Genomic DNA, 18,620 nt, shown 5'->3' with positions numbered 1-18,620 from the left:
AAGCAGCAGGCGCTCAGGCCGGGGGCAGGGCGAGCACCAGGCTGCCGTCCCAGGCGGGTTCGGCCACGGTGGGGGCTGGTTTGCCGGCGGGTAAGCTGTTGTTGTTGTTGTTGTTGTTGTTGTTGTTGTTGTTGGCGTTGGCGTTGGCGTTGGCGTTGGCGTTGGCGGGGGGCGCCCCGTTGCTGCGGCTCAGGCGCACCTCGGCGGGCAGCACGCGGGCATTGGCCCGGGCCTGACTCAACCACTGCGCCAAGGCGGTGGCGGGCACAGCCTTGAGCACCAGGGTGGCGCGTTCGCCCTGCACCGTGAGCTGGCCGCCCGTGCCCAGGCGCTGGCGCACGCTGGACTCCAGCGCCTGCAGGGCCTCCTGGCGCGACAGCCGGGTTTGTTGCTGCAGTTCGCGGGCCTGGCTTTGCAGGCTCTGCATCTGCTGCCATTGGGCGTCCAGCCCCTGCTGGCGGGCTTCGGTGTTGCGCAGGGTGCGCAGGGCCGGGGCCAGACCCACCCACCAGAACAGGGCCGCTGCGACCACCAGGGCGGCAGCGATCAGGGCCTGGCGTTCGCGCGGGGCCAGGGTCTGCCAGCGTTGCTGCAGGGCTTTTTTCAGGGCTTGGGGGGTCATGGGCGGGCCTCCTGGCGGACGATCCATTGCTCGCCTTCAGGCTGACCGGCATAGCCACGCTGGCGCAGGCGTTCGCGGGTCTGCTCGGTTTCTTCGGCGCTCAGGTTGAGGCCGCGCAGGCGCAGTTCGCCGTTGGCATAGTCGATGTGGCTGGCCTGGCGCCCGGGGGGCAGGGCCAGGGCCAGGGCGGCGATCAGGGTTTCAAAGTCGTTGCCGGCGGCCTGGCCAGCGGCCTGGCGCAGGGCGCTGACCTCGCGGGCCATCTGCACCGGGGCATCGACCACCACGGTGACCGAGGGGAAGGTGCGGGTCAGGGTCTGGCGGATGTCGGCTTCGCGCTGGCGCAGGTTCTGGCTTTCCTTCCAGGCCCAGGCGTTCAGGCCTGCCAACTGGGCCAGCAGCAGGGCCGCAACCCCCCAGCGCAGCGGGCGCCAGGCGGGGGCTTGCCAGACGGCTTGCAGGGCGCGCACGCCCTGGCGGGTGAGGCGGTTGCGCTGGCTGCTGGCAAAGCTTTGCTGGGCCAGTTCCCAGGGGCCGGCCGCGGCCTCGAGCCAGCGGGTGGCCGGGGGCTCGAGGGTGACGGCCTGGCCCAGCAGGGCTTCGGCTTGCTGGGCCAGGGCTGGTTCGGCGCACAGCCGGGTGCCTTCGGGCAGGGCGGGCAAGACGGGCTGCGGGCTGTCGACGAGCCCATTCAGGGGCCAGCTGATGACGGGGCTGTGGGCGTCAAGCCCGGTCAGCACCCAGCGCGGGCCTTGTTCGTCGGGGTTGGCCGCCTGCACGGCGCGCAGCACCGGGGTGGCCTCGGCGTGGGGGGCGGGCCAGAGTTCGGGGACGATGCGGGTCACACTGCGGCCCGCGGCTTCGAGGGCCTGCAGGGCCGCACCCAGCCAGGCCCGGTTGCACACGGCCACCCATTGCGGGCGGCCGGCCTCGGGCGCCGGGCCCAGGGCCAGGTGCAACTGGTTGGGCTCGTCCAGCACGCGCTCTTCCAGCAAGCCCTCCAATACCGCCTGCAGGCGCGCACTGCCCGGGCCGGTGCCGCGCGGCAGCTCGACGGGCTGCCACGAGAGCTGATGCAGTGGCACCACGGCCACCACCTCGACGGGCCGCGTGGGTTGAGGCAGCAGCGCGGCCGTGGCCGTGCCCTGCTGCAGCACGGTGCGGCCATCGGGCGTGAGGAGGTAGGCCCATTCGGTGCTGGCGCCAGGGGCGCCATCGGGCAGGTAGACGATCAGGGTGCTCATGGGAGATTGTGGCGGCCCATTGTAGAGAGGAGATGTGAAGGTTCGGCGGCAGCCGCACGGGCCGTGCGGGTGGGTTCAGGGTGGCGTCGGGTTGGACGCCACGGTATCGAATTGACCGCGTTCGCGCCACAGGGTTTGAACCTCCATGTTGGTGCGGCGCACCAGAGAGCGCTCCTGCACCCGGGTGTCGCCCAGGCGCAACCGGCCCAGCACCTCGAAATAGCGGCTGCTGATGCTGTGCTCGGCCTCGCTGAGCTGGCTGGCGGCGTCGCCCATCAGGGCGCCGGCATCGCTGATGGCCTTGAAGGGGGTGCGGGTGCGTTGCGTGACCACGCGCTGCGCGGTGGCCATGTCCAGGGTGCGCACGCTGGCGTAGATCACCTCGGCGGGCGCGGTGTTGAGGTTGACCGGGGTGCGCTCGGGCAGCAGGGTGACATAGGGGCGCAGGCGGGCCAGGGTGCTGGCGCTGAGGCCGTAGGTGAGCAACTGGTCGAGCCGCTGGGCGGGCAGGGGGGCGCTGGTTTCCTGGGCTTTCTGGGCCAGCAGCAGGTTCTGCTCCAGGGTGGTGAGCTGGGCTTCGGGCAGGCCCAGCAGGTCAAACAGCTTGCTGGTGGCGCGGTGCGCGGATTCGCTGAGCTGCTTGTTGTTGATCAGGTTCTGCAGGTTGAGGCGGCCTTGCTGGTCGGTGATGGCGCCCGACAGAAAAGCCTCGGTGAGGTCCTTGTCGTCGCTGGCTGTGTTGCTCTGGTCGGCGGCCAGGAAGCTGGACAGCCGCGCTTCCTGCAGCGGAATGGCCCAGGGCTCGGACAAGGTGTCGGGGCCGCCGCTGCGGGCATCTTCGCGCAGGATCAGGCGCGACCAGTCGAGCGCCCCGGTCAGGATCCAGCTGGATTGCACGCGGGCGCGCTCGGCACTTTCCACCTCGACGGCGCGCCATTGCTGCCACAAGGCGCCCGCGGCCAGGGTGGCGACCAGGGTGACGGTGAGCATGGCGGCCAGCAGGGCGGCGCCGCGCTGCCGTGCCGCCAAGGTGTGGAGGGGGCCGGGGGGCTGGTGGCGCGGGCTCATGACTTGTCTCCGCCCAGGATGGGGCGCACCCAGTCGCGCGTGATGCGCCCCGACACGGCCTGGCCTGGGGCCAGCGTGATGACCAGGCGCACGCCCTGGGGCAGTTTGCTGTCGCCTCGGCCATCCGCTGCCTTGCCATCCGGGGTGGGTGGGGTGCCTGTGTTGCCGCCTGGGCTGGTGCTGGCATCGCTGGACATGGGGTTGGTCCAGGCGTCCTGTCGGTAATAGAAGATCTGCCAGTCGTTGGCAGCGGTGATGAGCACCTCGCGCTGGCGTTGGGTCTGGTCGGGGTTCTGCCCCCACAGGGCGGCCATCTGCCAGGCGTTCTGCCAGTCGCCCCGGGTGCTGAGCGGGGGCGACTGCCAGCGCAGCCATTGGCCACCAGCGCCCGGGTTGCGCAGGGTCCAGCCCACCACCAGGGTGGCATCGGGCTGGCTGGGCGGGCCCTGGCGGGTGAGGCGCAGCACCCGGCCGTCCCAGTCGATGGCGGTGATGTCGGGCAGGTCGACCAGGGATTCCAGGTCGGCCTGCCACTGGCCCAGGCCCGACTGCAGGGCCAGGGTCTGCTCGCTGTGCTGGTCGGTCTGGCGCAGGGTGCGCATCATGCCGTCCAGGCCCTGCCAGCTCAGCAAGGCCATGATGGCCATCACCGACAGGGCGATGAGCAGCTCGACCAGGGTGAAGCCCCGGGGGCGGTGTCGGCTCCCGGGAGGCGAAAGGCGGTGCCGTGCGCTTTTCATGTCAATAGCGCCCCACCACGGTGGAGAGCCGGACCACGGGTTGGCCGTCCTCGTTGAAGGTCTGCACGTCGACCCGGCGAAAGCTGGGGTTGGGGGTGGCGCGCACGGTCACATGCACCGGCAGGACACGGCCGCCCTGTTCGCAGCTCAGGTCGCTGTCGCCCACGCTGGGCATCTGGCGCGACAGGCGTGTCTTCACCAGTTCGTTTTCGGCGCACAGGTGGCCCAGCAGGGTGTCGACCTGGCGGCTGGCGTTGCGTGTCAGGGCGGAGCTGGCCTGGGCGCCCGCCAGCAGGGCGATGGCCACGATGCTCAGGGCCACCATCACTTCGATCAGGGTGAAGCCCTGGGTCCGGCCGGGGCGCTGGATGGGTGTCATGGCTCGCTGCTGACGGTGAAGGGGCGCAGGCCATCGGTGGCCAGGCGCAGGCTGCGTCCGGGGGCTTCGCTGTTGACCAGGGTGACTTGCTGGGGGCCGATCACGGGTTCGGGGCCCAGGTTCAGGCGCCCTTGCGTGGGCAGTGCCTGGGTGCCGGGCGACAGCCATTGCTGCGGCATCGAGCCCTCGGGCAGGCCGGTGAAGGTGAAGCCTTGCGGGGTGGGCACCCATTGCACGGCCACGCCGCTGGCGCGCGAGCGCGCCCGGGCCGTGTCCAGCAGGGCGGCCAGGCGCTGGGCCTCACGCTCGAGCTGGGTCTGGCTGTTGTCGCGCAGGGCCATCGAGACGCCGGCACTGGCCAGGGCCATGATGCTGATGACGATCAGCAACTCGATCAGCGTGAAGCCTCGTGGCAGGCGCCCTGCGGTCGCCAGGGTGTTCATGGGGGCGGTCGGCAAGGGTGCTGCGGCAGGCACCCCGGCGGTGTTCACTGCCAGCTGCCGATGTCGGCGTCTTTGCCCTCGCCACCGGATTGGCCGTCGGCACCGAAGGACATCACGTCGATCTCACCCTTGATGCCCGGGTTCAGGTACTGGTAAGGACGGCCCCAGGGGTCGTTGGGCAGCTTTTCGAGGTAGGGCTTCCAGTTGGGCGGCACCGGGGCCGTGGTGGGGCGGGCGATCAAGGCACGCAGGCCTTGTTCGGCCGTGGGGTAGCGCTGGTTGTCGAGGCGGTACAGCTTGAGGGCCTGGACCAGGTTGTTCACGTCGGTGCGGGCGGCCGTGGCGCGGGCGTCGTCGGCCCGGTCCAGCACGTTGGGCACGATCAGCGCGGCCAGCACGCCGATGATGACCAGCACCACCATCAGTTCAATGAGGGTGAAGCCGGCCTGGACGCGACGGCGAAGGTGGTTGAGGGATCGGTTCATGGGCGAAGTGGGCAAAAACACCGGTTGGGCTGGAAGAGCAGAACTTGAAGAACTCGGAATCGCTTGAATCATAATCCGCGCATGATGACATCTTCGACCTTGTCCCCGGCCCAGCGCTGGGTGATCCGCGGCTCGTCCTTTACAGTCTGGGCGCTGGCCGCGGCGTCGGCCGTGTTCTGGGGCCTGAGGCTGGCTCAACCGGCGCCGGTGCCCTCGGTCGAGGTGGCCGCGGGCACCACGCTCGAGGCCGACCCGGCCGCGGTGGCCCGTTTTCTGGGGGCCACCCAGGGCCCTGTGGCGGCGCTGCCCGGGGCGCCCGCGCTGGCCAGTCGCCTGAGCCTGATCGGTGTGGTGGCGGATGGTCATCAATGGGGCGCCGCCCTGATCTCGGTGGACGGCAAGCCCGCCCACCCCTACCGGGTGGGGGCCACGCTGGAAGATGGCGTGGTGTTGCTGGCGGTGGATCGCCGCCGTGCCTTGCTGGGCCCCTCGCGCGATGCCGCGCCCACGCTGACGCTGGAGCTGCCGACGCTCAAGAAGCCTTGACCGGCGCCTGATCCTGACCCGGGCTGGGCGGGTCCAGTTCGAAGCATTCGATCTGGCCGTAGCCGATGGTGTGGCTGGGCCAATCCCGCGCTTCGTGCAGGGTCTGAACCCCCTGGCGCAGCAGGTGCACGGCCCGGATCACCCCGGCATGGGTGAGCCAGACGGCATGGCCCGCAGACGACGTCTCCGTCCGGGTGCGTTGCAGCGCCTGGGCCACCCGGCGCATCACCTCGTTCACGCTTTCCCCGCCGCCCGGTCGGTACCGGCCGAAGTCCTGCACCCAGGCCTCGAGCGCGGCGGCGCCCAGGGCGTCCCAGCGCTGGCCTTCCCAGGTGCCGAAATCCATTTCGGCCAGATCGGGATCGGTGCGGGCTATCAGATCCGGCCTGGCTTTGCACAATTGTTGCGCCAGCTTTTCGCATCTTTGCCGCGGCGATACGCGCACATCAGCGCCTGCGGGCAGCTGGCGCGCGAGCGTTGTGGCCAGTTCGGCGGTCTGGGCAGGGTCGACCTCGATCTCCAGCCGTCCGTAGCACAGCGACTCTGCCGCCATGGGGCGGGCGTGGCGCACCAGCCAGAGCTTCATGTCAGCCCTGGGTGGGCCAGGGTGCAGGCCAGGGCCAGGTAGCAGGCCAGTTCGCACACCTGTTGGGTGGCTCCCAGGCAGTCGCCTGTGAAGCCTTGCAGGCGACGGGCAAACAGGCGCCACATCCAACCCAGTGCCAGTGCGCTCCCCAGCAGGGCGGCGCCCACGAAGGCTGGGCCGAAAGCCCAGGCGCACAGCGCCAAGGGGGGCAGGCACCACAGCCCGGCCACTGTCAGTGCGCCTGCGCTGATCTGGTCGGCCAGCGGCTTGCTTTTGGAGCGGGCCGTGTCCCCCACATGGGGCAACTGGCGCACCAGGATCAGGGGCCAGAAGCGCGACAGCACATGCCCCAGCAGCAGGGCGGCCAGGGTGTTGTTCAGGCCGCTGTGTCCCAGCCAGGCCAGCAGGGCCACCTTGGCCAGCAGGGCCAGCTGCAGCGCCATGGCGCCGAAGGCGCCGACGCGCGAGTCCTTCATGATGTCCAGTGCCCGCTCACGGTCGTAGCTGCCGCCCAGGCCGTCGGCCACATCGGCCAGGCCGTCTTCATGGAAGCCGCCGGTCATCAGGATGGTGGCCAGGGTGGCCCCCACGGCGGCCACCAGGGGCGTGCCTGTTTGGGGGCCCAGGATGGCACTCAGGGCCCACCAAGTGGCCGCGGCCAGGGCTGCGGCCAGCCAGCCGATGGAGGGGAAGTGGGCCGCGCTGGCGCGCAGCATGGCCGGGCTGTAGCCCACCCAGTCCGCCAGCCGCCCCGTGACCGGAATGCGGGTGAAGAACTGGACGGCCAGCAGCCAGTGGCGCAATCCCGTCATGCCTGGTGCCGTGGCAGCCGCTTCATTGCTGCAGGAACATGCGGTAGACCGGGTTCTGGGTTTCCTCGATGCAGGGGTAGCCCAGGCTGGCCAGGAAGCGGTCGAAGGCCTTGTGATCGGCCGCAGGCACCTGCAGGCCGACGAGAATCCGGCCATAGTCGGCGCCCTGGTTGCGGTAGTGGAACAGGCTGATGTTCCAGTTGGGCTTCATCAGGCTCAGGAACTTCAGCAGGGCGCCTGGGCGCTCGGGGAAGACAAAGCGCAGCAGGCGCTCGTCCTGGGCCAGGGCCGAATGGCCGCCCACCATGTGGCGGATGTGCTCCTTGGCCAGTTCGTCGTGCGTCAGGTCCAGGGCTTCAAAGCCCTGTTTCTTGAAGTTCCTGGCGATCTTGGTCGATTCGCCCGGGCCGGTGGTGGTCAGCCCCACAAACACGTGGGCACGGGCCGAGTCGCTGATGCGGTAGTTGAATTCGGTCACATTGCGCGGGCCGCCGGGCAGGTTGCCCACGGTTTCGCAGAAGCGGCGGAAGCTGCCACGCTCTTCAGGGATGGTGACGGCAAACAGGGCCTCGCGCTCCTCGCCCACTTCGGCACGCTCGGCCACGAAGCGCAGGCGGTCGAAGTTCATGTTGGCGCCGCACAGGATGGCGGCATAGGTCTCGCCCTTGGTCTTGTGGGTGGCCACGTACTGCTTGATGGCGGCCACGGCCAGGGCGCCGGCCGGCTCGACGATGCTGCGCGTGTCGACAAAGATGTCCTTGATGGCGGCGCACACGGCATCGGTGTCGACGGCGATGTAGTCGTCCACCAGGTTCTTGGCCACGCGGTAGGTTTCCTCGCCCACCAGCTTGACGGCGGTACCGTCCGAGAACAGGCCCACGTCAGGCAGCGTGACACGCTTCCTGGCGCTCACCGACTGCATCATGGCGTCCGAATCGTTCATCTGAACGCCGATCACCTTGATCTCCGGGCGAACCGCCTTGATGTAATTGGCCACGCCCGAAATCAGGCCGCCGCCGCCGATGGCCACGAACACCGCATCGAGGCGCCGCGAGCCCAGGCCTTGCAGCTGGCGCAGTATTTCCATCGCGATGGTGCCCTGGCCGGCGATCACATCGGGGTCGTCGAAGGGGTGGACAAAAGTCAGGCCCTGCTTTTTTTCGAGTTCGACGGAGTGGCCATAGGCATCGGAGTAGCTGTCGCCGTGCAGCACCACCTCGCCGCCCAGGCCGCGCACCGCGTCGATCTTGAGCTGGGGGGTGGTGGTGGGCATCACAATCACGGCCCGGGTGCCCAGTTTGCGAGCGCTCATCGCCACGCCTTGGGCATGGTTGCCGGCGGAGGCGCAAATCACCCCACGCTTGAGTTGCTCAGGCGTGAGGTGGGCCATCTTGTTGTAGGCCCCGCGCAGCTTGAAGCTGAAGACCGGTTGCTGGTCTTCACGCTTGAGCAGCACGGTGTTGTGCAAACGCTTGCTGAGGTTGCGCGCGGGCTCCAGCGCGGACTCGACGGCGACGTCATAGACGCGGGCGGTGAGAATTTTTTTGAGGTAATCGGCCGGTTTGAGTGCTTTGACGGTCATGGCGCTTGAGAGTGTAGATCGCGCGGGGCCTCAGACTGGCCGCATCTGACGTCAGGAAAGCCCCCGGGCGGGCCCAGATCATAGGGCACCAAGAAAAAAGCCCCGAGTCGTGAGACTCGGGGCTAAATCCACCAAAGGAGGAGGTGGAGGAGACAATCGGTGCGTGAAGAACAGAGTTCGTTACGCGATGTAGGAAGTGTAGCGATAATTTGTTGCGATGCAACAAGGAATTTGTATCAACTTGCTGCCTGCTCGAAAGTAGTAGCAAGATTGATGGGTAATTAGCGGAATTTATGAGGTGACTTGATGGAATGCACAGTGAGTTGGACCGGCGCGGCAGGCACGCGTTCGGGCATGGGCTTTGTGGCGGAAACCGGCAGCGGCCACGCCGTGGTCATGGATGGCGCGCCGGATGCGGCCAAGCCCGAGAACGGTGGGCAGAACCTGGCGCCTCGCCCCATGGAAATGGTGTTGGCAGGCACCGGTGGGTGCACCGCCTATGACGTGGTGCTGATCCTCAAGCGCGGTCGCCACGATGTGCGGGGTTGCTCGGTCAAGCTCAGCAGCGAGCGCGCCGACACCGATCCCAAGGTTTTCACCAAGATCCACATGCAGTTCACGGTGACCGGTCGGGGCATTCCTGCAGCTGCGGTCGAGCGGGCCATCGCCATGAGCCACGACAAATACTGCTCGGCCAGCATCATGCTGGGCAAGACCGCCGAAATCACCACCGGGTTCGACCTCGTCGAGGTCTGAGCCCGCTTGCCGCGGCCGCTCAGATGTAGTGGGCGGTGCGGGTCATCACCTTGGCCGCCAGGCGCATCAGCGCCTTGGCTGGCGGGGGCAGCTCCACCGCGCCCGCCATCTGGGCCTCGTGGGCATGGCGTTCTTCGTCCACCTTCATCTGGGCCACGATGGCGCGCGATGCCTCGTCATCAGCAGGCAGGCGGTCCAGATGGCTTTGCAGGTGTTCGGCCACCTGTTTCTCGGTTTCCACGACGAACCCCAGGCTCACTGCATCGCTGATGCGCCCTGCCACCAGGCCCAGGGTGAATGCACCGGCGTACCACAAGGGGTTCAGGATGCTCACGCGGTCGCCCAGCTCGTCCAGGCGCTGCCGAGTCCAGGCCAGGTGGTCGGTCTCTTCATGGGCCGCGCGCTCGAAATGGGCCTTCAGGGCCGGATTGCGCGTGGAGGCCGCCTGGGCGGTGTAGAGGGCCTGGGCGCAGACTTCTCCGACATGGTTCACCCGCATCAGGGCCGCTGACAGGGCCTTGTCTTCCGGGCGCTCGGGGCTGCGGTCCTCCGCACGGGCCGGATGGGGGGTGGCGCTGTGATGCTTGGCATACAGCGTGCGCAATACCGCGTCTGCGGTGCTGAGGAAGCGATCCATGGATAGTGTCGCCCTGAGGTGTCAGGACGTCCCAGAGTTGTCGGCAATTCGGGCCCGGAGTTTAGTCTTTTGAGTCATCCCGGTGTTTGATCCTGAGCAGGAATGGGCTTCGCCGTTTTGTTGCACAGGTGCAACGAAATCGCCGGACTGGGCCGGTTTGGGGGTTATTTCCTTTGCGCGGATGCCGCACGTCTGTTGCAATAGCGAGAACTTCCATCAAGGAGGTTGGCCCGGGGAACCGGCGGATCGCAGTTGTGGCAGCACCCTGCGGTTCTTCGAACCGGCGCCCTATGTTTAACCTTGGAGAAACTCGCAATGAAAAAATCCCTGATTGCAATGGCAGTGCTGGCTGCTTCCGGCGCCGCTATGGCTCAATCTTCTGTGACCCTGTTCGGCGTTCTGGACCTGGGCTACGAAAACGTCAAGACCCAAGCTGGCCGCATCTCCGGCATCTCCCCCTCGGCTAACAGCTCCAGCCGTCTGGGCTTCAAGGGCACCGAAGACCTCGGCGGCGGCCTGGCTGCTTCCTTCCACCTGGAAGCTGCTCTGAACCCTTCGACCGGCATCGGTTCTTCGGGCACCACTGCTAACAACCAATCCACCACCACTGCTGCTGGTGGCCTGACCTTCAACCGTCGTTCGACCGTCAGCCTGTCGGGCAACTTCGGCGAACTGCGCGTTGGCCGCGACTACGTTCCTTCGTTCTGGAACTACGCCGTGTTTGACGCCTTCGGTGCAAACAGCGTTGGCGCCGTTCTGGCCAACTACACCCTGAGCTCGGGCACTGGCGTTCGTGCTTCGAACGGCATCGGCTACTTCCTGCCGGGCAACCTGGGCGGCTTCTACGGCCAAGGCACCTACGCCTTCGGCAACCGCGCTAGCACCGAAACTTCGACTGGCTACGCTGGCGCCGTCAACACCCAAGACAACGGCCGTTACGTTGGCTTCCGCGTTGGTTACACCCAAGGCCCGATCGACGTCGCTGGCGCCTACGGCAAGACCACCTTCGCCGCTGGTACCCAATCCACCACCCTGGCTGGTACTGCTGTCTCCCACGGCGATTACACCGACACCAACCTGGGCGCTTCTTATGACTTCGGCGTTGCCAAGGTCCTGGGTACCCTGTCCAACCAGAAGTACAACGACATCACTGCTCTGGGCATCAACAAGTCCGTCAAGGGCTGGTCGCTGGGTGTGAACGCTCCTGTCGGCGCTGGCAACGTGCTGGCTCAGTACAGCGCTATCAAGCTGGACTCCGCCAAGTCTGACAAGTGGTCCTTCGGCTACACCTACAACCTGAGCAAGCGCACTGCCGTGTACGGTATCGTTGCTCGCGTGGGCAACTCCGGTGGTGCTGCTTCGACCGCCGCTTCGTTCAGCTCCGGCTCGCTGGGTGCTGTGACTGGCGCCGTCAACGCCAACCAATCGTCGACCGGCTTCAGCGTTGGTCTGCGTACCTCCTTCTAATTGGATGCTGGCGTAAGCCAGCTTCTGATCAGAGATCAACCCCGCTGCGGAAACGCAGCGGGGTTTTTTTATTGTCGGAGCCCGATATCGGGTGATTGGATCGAGGCAGATGCCTTTGCTCCAAGCGCGTTGGATGCCTTGCTCCCACGGGCTCGTCAGCTGATGGTTTGGATCTGTGCCAGATTGATGGCCATCGAGGCGGAGCTATGCCTCCCCTGTTGCCATGAAGGTCAATAAAGCCTGCCGGCCTCACGTCATCGGCCGCAGTGATCGATTGGGGTTTTTAGAGCCGGTTTTCGGCCACAGCATGGCATGCCACCCAGTGGCCTTCGCCCTCGGCTTGCCAAACCGGCCGTTCGCTCTTGCAGCGATCGTTGGCATGCGGACAGCGGGGGTGAAAAGTGCAGCCACCCGGTGGGTTGAGCGGGTTGGGGACCTCACCCTGCACAGGGGTGCGGGCCCGCCCGGTTTGCCGCATCTCGGGGATGGCATCGAGCAGCATGCGGGTGTAGGGGTGGCGCGGCGCAGCAAACAAGGTGTGCTTGTCGGCCCGTTCCACCAGACGCCCCAGGTACATGACACCCACTTCGTCGCTGACATGGCGCACCACGGCGAGGTTGTGGGAGATGAACAGGTAGGTCAGCCCGCGCTCACGCTGCAGGTCTTTCATGATGTTCAGCACCTGGGCCTGCACGCTCACGTCGAGGGCTGATGTTGGCTCGTCGCACACCAGGAACTCGGGCTCGGTGGCCAGGGCGCGGGCGATCGAGATCCGTTGACGTTGCCCGCCGGAGAACTGGTGTGGGTATTTGGGCATGTCCAGGGCGCTGAGCCCGACGGACTTCAGCAAGCCGCCCACGCGCTCTCTCAGTTCGGCGGCATCGGTGACCAGTCCGTGTTCCCGCAGGGGCTCACCGATGATGGCCTCGACCGTCCAGCGTGGGTTGAGGCTGGCGTACGGATCCTGAAAAATCATCTGGATGCGCCGGCGCAGCGTGCGCCCCGAGGGCTTCTTGAACTCGGCGTGGGCATCCTGCCCGTCGAAAGTCATGTGCCCCCGGGTGGGTTCGTACAACCCCACCAAAAGGCGCGCCACGGTGCTCTTGCCGCATCCTGATTCACCGACCAGGGCCAGGGTGCGTCCGCGCTCGATGTCAAAGCTCACGCCGTCGACCGCGTTCAGCAACTGCCTGGGTTTGCCTTCCAGCACCCGATTCAGCCAAGGCGGAGAAACATCAAAAGTCTTGGCAAGGTCATGGGCCTGCACCAGCGGTGCCGGGGTGCCTGGCGTGTGGGGGATGGGGCTGCTCATGCCAGGTCTCCGTGGGGTGCTTGCGGTGCGTGCAGCCAGCAGGCGGCCTGGGTGCCTGAGGTCGCCATCAGTTCGGGGCGTTCGGTGTGGCAGCGGGCCATCACCTGGGGGCAGCGCGGGTTGAAGGCGCAGCCGGTGGGAATGGCGTTCAGCCGGGGCATCGCCCCGTCGATCTGATTCAGACGCTCACGGTCCACGGCCATGTCCGGGATCGAGGCCATCAGGCCCGCGGTGTAGGGGTGGTTCGGGTGGTTGATGACCTGGTGCACGGGGCCAGTCTCGACAATGCGGCCGGCATACATCACGGCCACCCGATCGCAGGTTTCTGCGATCACGCCCATGTCATGGGTGATCAGCATCACGGCGGCACCGCGGTCGTGGCAGATGTTTTTGAGCAGGGTGATGATCTGGGCCTGGATCGACACATCCAGCGCGGTGGTGGGCTCGTCGGCCACGATCAACTGCGGTTGCGCCGCCAAGGCCAGGGCGATCACCACGCGTTGCCGCATGCCACCGCTGAACTGATGGGGGTAGTGTTCGATGCGCTGTTCGGCCGCCGGAATGCCCGTGTCCTTGAGCAGATCGATGGCGCGCTTGCGGGCCTCTGAGTGGCTGACCGGCAGGTGGGCCTGGATGGTCTCGATCAGCTGGTGCCCCACGGTGTAGAGCGGGTTCAGCGAGGTCAGCGGGTCCTGGAAGATGGCCCCGATGCGCCGCCCCCGGATGCTGCGCATCTGGTCGAAGTTGAGGTTGTCGATGCGCTCGCCCTGCAGGATGATCTGGCCCGATGCAATGCGCCCCGGCGGCTCCAGCAGGCCGATGATGGAGGCGCCGGTCAATGACTTGCCGGCCCCGGATTCGCCCACCACGCCCAGAATTTCGCCGGGGGCGATCTCGAAAGACACGTGGTCCAGTGCGCGCAAGGTGCCGCGCCGCCCGGGGAATTCCACCACCAGGTCTTTGACTTGTAGAAGACTCATGTTTGCCTCGGCCTTGGCCAGCTCATCGCAGACGCGGGTTCAGCGCGTCGCGCAACCAGTCGCCCAACAGGTTCACGCTCAGTGCGATCAGCACCAGCATCAGACCGGGAAAGACGGTGATCCACCATTCACCAGAGAAAAGATAGTCGTTGCCGACGCGGATCAAGGTGCCCAGCGAGGGCGAGGTGGGCGGAGCACCCACCCCGAGAAACGACAGCGTGGCTTCCGTGATGATGGCGGTGGCCACCTGGATGGTGGCCAGCACCAGCACCGGGCCCAGCACGTTGGGCAGCACATGGCGCACCATGATGCGCCAGGGGGACACGCCCGTCACCCGGGCCGCCTGCACGTACTCCTTGTTGCGTTCGACCAGGGTCGAGCCGCGCACCGTGCGGGCGTACTGCACCCAGCCCGTGAGCGAGATCGACAGGATCAGCACCCCGAAAGCCAACGACTCGTGGGCGTTGGGGAACAGTGCCCGGCCCACACCGGCGATCAGCAGGGCCACGAGGATGGGGGGGAACGACAGCATCACATCGCACAAGCGCATCAGCAAGGCGTCGATCCATCCACCGCGAAAGCCCGACAACAGCCCCAGGGCCACGCCCAGCGCCATCGACAGCAGCACCGAGGCGATGCCCACCACCAAGGAGATCCGGGCGCCATAGATGACGGCTGACAGGATGTCCCGCCCCTGGTCGTCGGTGCCCAGCAGGTACTTGGAGACGCCATCGGGTCGCCAGCTCGGTGGGAGCCGGGCGTCGCTGAGTTCAAGCGCGCTCAGGTCAAAGGGGTTGTGCGGCGACACCCAGCCGGCAAAGGCGGCACAAAAGACGCAGACAAAGGCGATCAGCGCCGCCACCATGGCCACCGGAGAACTCCGGAAGCTGTGGCCAACGTCGCTGTCAAGCCAGCGTGCCAGGGGATTTTTCATGTTCTGACGCTCTGAGCCCCAGCCCGTGCAAAGGGCTGGGTGGGTACTGAAGACCGGTGGACAGTCCGCTTACTTGGCAATGCTCATCCACTTGAAGGGCATGAAGTTGTCGGCCAGCTGCACCAGTTGCACCTTCTTGCTCACGCCCCAGGCCAGCGATTGCTGGTGCAGCGGGATGTGGCCCACGTCGGCGTTGTGGAGCTCAAAGGCCTCGCGGATCATGGCGTTGCGCTTGGTCTTGTCGGTCTCGGCCTGGATCTTCTTGGTCAGTTCATCGACCTTGGGGTTGCAATACGCCCCCAGGTTGAACTGGCCGGCGCCCTTGTCGTCCACGCAGGCCACCAGCGCATTGAGTGCGTTGTGCGAGTCGTAGGTGGAGGGTGTCCAGCCCAGCATGTAGAAAGAGGTGTCGCGGCGCAGAATCTTCGGGAAGTAGGTGCCCTTGGTCTCGGCCTGCAGGTTGATCTTCACATTGATGCGGGCCAGGTTGGCCGCCACGGCCTGGCAGATGCGGGCGTCGTTCACATACCGGTCATTGGGGCAGTTCATCGACACTTCAAACCCGCTCGCGTAGCCGGCTTCGGCCATCAGCTTCTTGGCGGCCTCCACGTCGTAGGGCAGGCGCTTCATGTCGGGCTGGAAGCCATTGATGCCGGGGCCCACCAGCAAGGCCGAAGGGTTGGAGGCGCCGCGCATCACCGTCTTCTTGATGCCGTCGATGTCGATGGCCTGGTAGAAGGCCTGGCGCACCCGCTTGTCCTTGAAGGGATTCTTGCCCTTGATGTTGGTGTACAGCAGTTCGTCGCGCTTCTGGTCCATGCCCAGGAAGATGGTGCGCAGTTCGGGGCCGGTGATGGCGCGGGTGTTGGGGCTGCTGTTCACGCGCTCGATGTCCTGCACCGGCACGGGTTCCATCACATCGACCTCGCCCGACAGCAGGGCTGCCACGCGCGTGGCATCGTTGCCGATGGGGGTGTAGATGATGTCGGTGGCGTTGCTCTCGTTCTTGCCCCAGTAGCTGCCGTTGCGCGAGAAGGTGGTACGCACATTGGGTTGGCGCTCGCGCAGGCGCCACGGGCCCGTGCCGTTGGCGCGGAACGAGGCCGCGTTCTCGATGCCCTTGCGGCGATCCACCGGGCCCACGGCCTGGTTGGCCTCACACCACTTCTTGCTCATGATGTAGACCAGCGACACCACGTCGGGCAGGATGGGGAAGGGCGTCTTGGTCTCGATCTCGACCACATGGTCGTTGATCTTGCGCACTTCCTTGAAGTCGTTGGTATAGCTCTTCATGTCCGAGCCCTCCATCTGGGTGCGCTTGAACGAGAACAGCACGTCGTCCGCCGTGAAGGGCGAGCCATCATGAAACTGCACGCCCTGGCGCAGTTCAAAGCGCCACACGGTGGGCGAGGTCTGCTTCCAGGCCGTGGCCAGCATCGGCGCCAGGCTCAGGTCCTTGTTGCGGCCCACCAGGGGCTCGTAGACGTTGCCGGTCACGCTCAACTGCAGCGACTCGTTGAGCGAGTGCGGGTCCATCGACAGCGAATCCCCCTGGTTGGCGACCCGGATGGTCACGCTCTGGGCGGCCACGGAACTGGCCCCCAGGGCCAGGGCGGCGGCCAGCGACAGGACTTGAAGATTGAATTTCATCGGGAAGCTCCTCGGATAGAGAGTCTTTGAACGCAGTTGCGGGGGGTGAAATCAGGGGGCAGGCATCAATCGGCGGCGGCCAGCGGCATGCCGTGTTCGATCAGGCCGGCATGCAGGGCCGAGCCCAGCGGCAGGATCTCGTCATTGAAGTCGTAGCGGTTGTTGTGCAGGTAGCCGCTGCTGTGCGAGGTGCCCTGCCCGATGCGAAAGTAGGCCCCAGGCTTGACCTGCAGCATGAAGGAGAAGTCTTCGGCCCCCATGCTCGGCTCCAGGTCGCGCACCACATGGTCCTTGCCGACCAGGTGCTGGGCCACGTCGCCGGCAAAGCGGGCCTCGGCCTCGCTGTTGATGGTGGCGGGGTAGATGCGTTCGTAGTTCACGCTGGCCGTGGCGCCAAAGCCCATGGCGATGCCGCTGCACAGCTCGTTCAGTCGGCGTTCCACCAGGTCCTGCACCTCGGGCGAGAAGGTGCGCACCGTGCCCACCAGCGTGGCTTTGGAGGGGATCACGCTCATCGCACCCAGGTCGCCGGCCTGCAGCGCGCACAGGCTGATCACCGCGCTGTCGATGCCGCGCACATTGCGCGACACGATGCTTTGCACCGAGGTGATGATGTGGCCGGCCACCAGCACCGGGTCGATGGTCTGGTAGGCGTGCGCCCCGTGGCCGCCCCGGCCGTTGACCTCGATGGTGATGCGGTCTGCCGCCGCCATCATGGGGCCGGGGTTGATGCCGATGGTGCCTGCCGCCATGCCGGGCCAGTTGTGCATGCCGTACACCGATTCGACCGGGAAACGCTCGAACAGGCCGTCGTCGATCATGGCCTTGGCGCCTGCGTAGCCCTCTTCACCGGGCTGGAAGATCAGCACGGCCGTGCCATTGAAGCGCCGGGTCTCGGCCAGGTAGCGGGCCGCACCGATCAGCATGGCCGTGTGGCCGTCATGCCCGCAACCGTGCATCAGGCCGCTTTTGGTGGAGCGCCAGGCAAAGTCGTTGTGCTCGGCCATGGGCAGCGCGTCCATGTCGGCACGCAAGCCCATCAAACGGCCGCTGTCGCGGCGCTGGCCATGGATCACGGCCACCACGCCGGTCTTGCCCAGGCCTTCATGGATCTCGTCAACGCCGCACAGCTTCAGGGCCTCGCGCACACGGGCGCTGGTGTAGACCTCTTCAAAACCCAGTTCGGGGTGGGCGTGCAAGTCACGGCGAAAAGCCGTCAGCTCAGGGTGGAAGCGGGCAATGTGCTCAAACGCACGGCCGGTGGCACGCAGGCGCGGTGCGCCGGTGTCGGTTTTCATCAATGACCTCCGGACCGGCCGGTCCGCAGACGCGGATCAACCAGAAAGTACAACAGGTCCACCACCAGGTTGATCACCACAAAGATCAGGGCGATCAGGCACAGGTAGGCGGCCATCACCGGGATGTCGGCAAACGTCACGGCCTGGATGAACAGCAAGCCCATGCCGGGCCACTGGAACACCGTCTCGGTGATGATGGAAAAAGCAATCAGCGAGCCCAGTTGCAGGCCCGTGATGGTGATCACCGGCACCAGGGTGTTCTTCAGCGCATGGCCGAAGTGGATGGTGCGGTTGGACAGGCCGCGGGCGCGCGCAAACTTGATGTAGTCGGTGCGCAGCACCTCCAGCATCTCGGCCCGCACCAGGCGCATGATCAGGGTCAGCTGGAAGATCGCCAGCGTGATCGAAGGCAGCACCAGATGGTGCCAGCCATCGGCCGTCAGCAGGCCGGTGCTCCACCAGCCCAGGCTCACGGTCTCACCGCGCCCGAAACTCGGAAACCAGCCCAGCCCCACCGAAAACCCCAGGATCAGCAGGATGCCGATCAGGAAGGTGGGCAGTGACACCCCCAGCAGCGACACCGTCATCAGCAACTGGCTGCCGAAGCTGCCTCGGCGCAGGGCCGCATAGACGCCCATCGGCACCCCCACCGCCACCGCCAGCACCGCGGCCACCATCGCCAGCTCCAGCGTGGCCGGAAAGCGCTCCCCGATCAGACGCGATACCTTGGCGCCCTGGCGCAGGCTCAGGCCGAACTCGCCCTGGGCCGCGTTGAGCAGAAAGCGCCAGAACTGCACCACAAAGGATTGGTCCAGCCCCAGAGCTGTGCGCAACTCCCGAATCTGGTCAGGCGTGGCGTCCTGCCCCAGCAGGAACACCACCGGATCCCCGACGAACTGGAACAGCATGAAGGCGATCAAGGCCACGGTGATCATCACCAGCACGGCCTGGGCCAGTCGACGCAGAATGAAGGCGAACATCAGGAATTGGTAACAACCAGCAAGTATTGAATGAACATGCTAGCAGAGCAATTCCTGTGCCGATACAGGGAATCCCATCACGCAAGGCGGCCCCTGTTG

Annotated in this window: 20 protein-coding genes; 3 read left to right on the top strand and 17 right to left on the bottom strand. The window is 66.4% G+C overall.

What is annotated here, in order from left to right; genetic code table 11:
- Nucleotides 1-13: 13 nt before the first annotated feature.
- The 7 genes from gspM to gspG all read right to left on the bottom strand — a co-directional run bounded on the left by gspM (nt 14) and on the right by gspG (nt 4,981).
- Nucleotides 14-622 (bottom strand): type II secretion system protein GspM, encoded by a 609-nt coding sequence (gene gspM / locus L880_RS0128365; RefSeq protein WP_027478469.1) that lies wholly within the window; start codon nt 620-622, stop codon nt 14-16.
- Nucleotides 619-1,866, bottom strand: a complete 1,248-nt coding sequence (gene gspL / locus L880_RS0128360) for a type II secretion system protein GspL (protein ID WP_027478468.1) — start codon at nt 1,864-1,866, stop codon at nt 619-621. Before gspL ends, gspM begins: the two co-directional genes overlap by 4 nt.
- Nucleotides 1,867-1,941: 75 nt before the next feature.
- Nucleotides 1,942-2,934 (bottom strand): type II secretion system minor pseudopilin GspK, encoded by a 993-nt coding sequence (gene gspK / locus L880_RS0128355; RefSeq protein ID WP_051443647.1) that lies wholly within the window; start codon nt 2,932-2,934, stop codon nt 1,942-1,944.
- Nucleotides 2,931-3,674, bottom strand: coding sequence for a PulJ/GspJ family protein (locus L880_RS0128350; protein ID WP_027478466.1), 744 nt, complete (start codon nt 3,672-3,674; stop codon nt 2,931-2,933). The genes gspK and L880_RS0128350 overlap by 4 nt, the downstream gene beginning before the upstream one ends.
- 1 nt (nt 3,675) lies before the next feature.
- On the bottom strand, nt 3,676-4,053 hold the full coding sequence (gene gspI, locus L880_RS0128345) for a type II secretion system minor pseudopilin GspI (protein WP_027478465.1): 378 nt from the start codon (nt 4,051-4,053) through the stop codon (nt 3,676-3,678).
- Complete coding sequence (locus L880_RS0128340; RefSeq protein WP_027478464.1) at nt 4,050-4,496, bottom strand: prepilin-type N-terminal cleavage/methylation domain-containing protein; 447 nt, start codon at nt 4,494-4,496, stop codon at nt 4,050-4,052. Before L880_RS0128340 ends, gspI begins: the two co-directional genes overlap by 4 nt.
- A gap of 44 nt (nt 4,497-4,540) precedes the next feature.
- On the bottom strand, nt 4,541-4,981 hold the full coding sequence (gspG, locus tag L880_RS0128335; protein ID WP_019576461.1) for a type II secretion system major pseudopilin GspG: 441 nt from the start codon (nt 4,979-4,981) through the stop codon (nt 4,541-4,543).
- Nucleotides 4,982-5,062: 81 nt separating this feature from the next.
- On the opposite strand from gspG, the gene L880_RS0128330 reads away from it, so the two are divergent.
- On the top strand, nt 5,063-5,527 hold the full coding sequence (locus L880_RS0128330; RefSeq protein WP_043330843.1) for a type II secretion system protein N: 465 nt from the start codon (nt 5,063-5,065) through the stop codon (nt 5,525-5,527).
- Here the strand turns inward: L880_RS0128330 and L880_RS33835 are convergent.
- From L880_RS33835 to ilvA, 3 genes are read right to left on the bottom strand one after another with little or no spacing between them, the layout of a single operon-like run.
- Entirely contained in the window at nt 5,514-6,113 is a 600-nt protein-coding gene (locus L880_RS33835) for a histidine phosphatase family protein (protein ID WP_043330841.1), read from the bottom strand. The genes L880_RS0128330 and L880_RS33835 overlap by 14 nt on opposite strands.
- The gene (locus L880_RS0128320; RefSeq protein ID WP_027478461.1) at nt 6,110-6,925 is read right to left on the bottom strand and encodes an adenosylcobinamide-GDP ribazoletransferase; all 816 of its coding nucleotides are present in this window, start codon (nt 6,923-6,925) and stop codon (nt 6,110-6,112) included. The genes L880_RS33835 and L880_RS0128320 overlap by 4 nt, the downstream gene beginning before the upstream one ends.
- Nucleotides 6,926-6,947: 22 nt before the next feature.
- The gene (gene ilvA, locus L880_RS0128315) at nt 6,948-8,507 is read right to left on the bottom strand and encodes a threonine ammonia-lyase, biosynthetic (protein WP_027478460.1); all 1,560 of its coding nucleotides are present in this window, start codon (nt 8,505-8,507) and stop codon (nt 6,948-6,950) included.
- Between the two features lie 306 nt (nt 8,508-8,813).
- Between ilvA and L880_RS0128310 the strand changes: the two genes are divergently transcribed.
- A complete protein-coding gene (locus L880_RS0128310) occupies nt 8,814-9,263 on the top strand; it encodes an OsmC family protein (RefSeq protein WP_019576466.1) in 450 nt (149 codons plus the stop codon).
- 19 nt (nt 9,264-9,282) lie between these two features.
- Here L880_RS0128310 and coq7 read toward each other — a convergent pair whose 3' ends face one another.
- On the bottom strand, nt 9,283-9,900 hold the full coding sequence (coq7, locus tag L880_RS0128305) for a 2-polyprenyl-3-methyl-6-methoxy-1,4-benzoquinone monooxygenase (protein ID WP_027478459.1): 618 nt from the start codon (nt 9,898-9,900) through the stop codon (nt 9,283-9,285).
- A gap of 315 nt (nt 9,901-10,215) precedes the next feature.
- On the opposite strand from coq7, the gene L880_RS0128300 reads away from it, so the two are divergent.
- Nucleotides 10,216-11,367, top strand: a complete 1,152-nt coding sequence (locus L880_RS0128300) for a porin (RefSeq protein ID WP_027478458.1) — start codon at nt 10,216-10,218, stop codon at nt 11,365-11,367.
- A gap of 283 nt (nt 11,368-11,650) precedes the next feature.
- Here L880_RS0128300 and L880_RS0128295 read toward each other — a convergent pair whose 3' ends face one another.
- The 6 genes from L880_RS0128295 to L880_RS0128270 all read right to left on the bottom strand — a co-directional run bounded on the left by L880_RS0128295 (nt 11,651) and on the right by L880_RS0128270 (nt 18,521).
- Nucleotides 11,651-12,679, bottom strand: coding sequence for an ABC transporter ATP-binding protein (locus tag L880_RS0128295; RefSeq protein ID WP_043330839.1), 1,029 nt, complete (start codon nt 12,677-12,679; stop codon nt 11,651-11,653).
- Entirely contained in the window at nt 12,676-13,659 is a 984-nt protein-coding gene (locus L880_RS0128290; protein WP_027478456.1) for an ABC transporter ATP-binding protein, read from the bottom strand. The genes L880_RS0128295 and L880_RS0128290 overlap by 4 nt, the downstream gene beginning before the upstream one ends.
- 22 nt (nt 13,660-13,681) lie before the next feature.
- Nucleotides 13,682-14,593 carry an ABC transporter permease gene (locus L880_RS0128285; protein WP_027478455.1) on the bottom strand — a complete coding sequence of 304 codons (912 nt, stop codon included), beginning with the start codon at nt 14,591-14,593 and terminating at the stop codon, nt 13,682-13,684.
- A 69-nt stretch (nt 14,594-14,662) separates the two neighbouring features.
- Nucleotides 14,663-16,243 (bottom strand): ABC transporter substrate-binding protein, encoded by a 1,581-nt coding sequence (locus L880_RS0128280; protein ID WP_027478454.1) that lies wholly within the window; start codon nt 16,241-16,243, stop codon nt 14,663-14,665.
- A 65-nt stretch (nt 16,244-16,308) separates the two neighbouring features.
- Nucleotides 16,309-17,541: a M20 aminoacylase family protein gene (locus L880_RS0128275; protein WP_027478453.1), complete on the bottom strand. Its 1,233-nt coding sequence runs from the start codon at nt 17,539-17,541 to the stop codon at nt 16,309-16,311.
- A complete protein-coding gene (locus L880_RS0128270) occupies nt 17,541-18,521 on the bottom strand; it encodes an ABC transporter permease (RefSeq protein WP_027478452.1) in 981 nt (326 codons plus the stop codon). The genes L880_RS0128275 and L880_RS0128270 overlap by 1 nt, the downstream gene beginning before the upstream one ends.
- Between the last annotated feature and the right edge of the window lie 99 nt (nt 18,522-18,620).

The sequence above is a fragment of the Curvibacter gracilis ATCC BAA-807 genome, assembly GCF_000518645.1.
In the GTDB taxonomy this organism is placed as follows: domain Bacteria; phylum Pseudomonadota; class Gammaproteobacteria; order Burkholderiales; family Burkholderiaceae_C; genus Curvibacter; species Curvibacter gracilis.
The sequence above is the reverse complement of the archived record's forward strand: the minus strand, read 5'-3'. Positions and strand labels throughout refer to the sequence as shown.

Coding starts and splice junctions, on each gene's coding strand:
- gspM (WP_027478469.1), bottom strand. CDS start 622: ATGACCCCCCAAGCCCTGAAAAAAGCCCTGCAGCAACGCTGGCAGACC.
- gspI (WP_027478465.1), bottom strand. CDS start 4,053: ATGACACCCATCCAGCGCCCCGGCCGGACCCAGGGCTTCACCCTGATC.
- L880_RS0128290 (WP_027478456.1), bottom strand. CDS start 13,659: ATGAGTCTTCTACAAGTCAAAGACCTGGTGGTGGAATTCCCCGGGCGG.
- L880_RS0128300 (WP_027478458.1), top strand. CDS start 10,216: ATGAAAAAATCCCTGATTGCAATGGCAGTGCTGGCTGCTTCCGGCGCC.
- L880_RS0128280 (WP_027478454.1), bottom strand. CDS start 16,243: ATGAAATTCAATCTTCAAGTCCTGTCGCTGGCCGCCGCCCTGGCCCTG.
- coq7 (WP_027478459.1), bottom strand. CDS start 9,900: ATGGATCGCTTCCTCAGCACCGCAGACGCGGTATTGCGCACGCTGTAT.
- L880_RS0128320 (WP_027478461.1), bottom strand. CDS start 6,925: ATGACGGGATTGCGCCACTGGCTGCTGGCCGTCCAGTTCTTCACCCGC.
- L880_RS0128340 (WP_027478464.1), bottom strand. CDS start 4,496: ATGAACACCCTGGCGACCGCAGGGCGCCTGCCACGAGGCTTCACGCTG.
- gspK (WP_051443647.1), bottom strand. CDS start 2,934: ATGAGCCCGCGCCACCAGCCCCCCGGCCCCCTCCACACCTTGGCGGCA.
- L880_RS0128295 (WP_043330839.1), bottom strand. CDS start 12,679: ATGAGCAGCCCCATCCCCCACACGCCAGGCACCCCGGCACCGCTGGTG.
- L880_RS33835 (WP_043330841.1), bottom strand. CDS start 6,113: ATGAAGCTCTGGCTGGTGCGCCACGCCCGCCCCATGGCGGCAGAGTCG.
- L880_RS0128275 (WP_027478453.1), bottom strand. CDS start 17,541: ATGAAAACCGACACCGGCGCACCGCGCCTGCGTGCCACCGGCCGTGCG.
- gspG (WP_019576461.1), bottom strand. CDS start 4,981: ATGAACCGATCCCTCAACCACCTTCGCCGTCGCGTCCAGGCCGGCTTC.
- L880_RS0128310 (WP_019576466.1), top strand. CDS start 8,814: ATGGAATGCACAGTGAGTTGGACCGGCGCGGCAGGCACGCGTTCGGGC.
- ilvA (WP_027478460.1), bottom strand. CDS start 8,507: ATGACCGTCAAAGCACTCAAACCGGCCGATTACCTCAAAAAAATTCTC.
- L880_RS0128350 (WP_027478466.1), bottom strand. CDS start 3,674: ATGAAAAGCGCACGGCACCGCCTTTCGCCTCCCGGGAGCCGACACCGC.
- gspL (WP_027478468.1), bottom strand. CDS start 1,866: ATGAGCACCCTGATCGTCTACCTGCCCGATGGCGCCCCTGGCGCCAGC.
- L880_RS0128330 (WP_043330843.1), top strand. CDS start 5,063: ATGATGACATCTTCGACCTTGTCCCCGGCCCAGCGCTGGGTGATCCGC.
- L880_RS0128285 (WP_027478455.1), bottom strand. CDS start 14,593: ATGAAAAATCCCCTGGCACGCTGGCTTGACAGCGACGTTGGCCACAGC.
- L880_RS0128270 (WP_027478452.1), bottom strand. CDS start 18,521: ATGTTCGCCTTCATTCTGCGTCGACTGGCCCAGGCCGTGCTGGTGATG.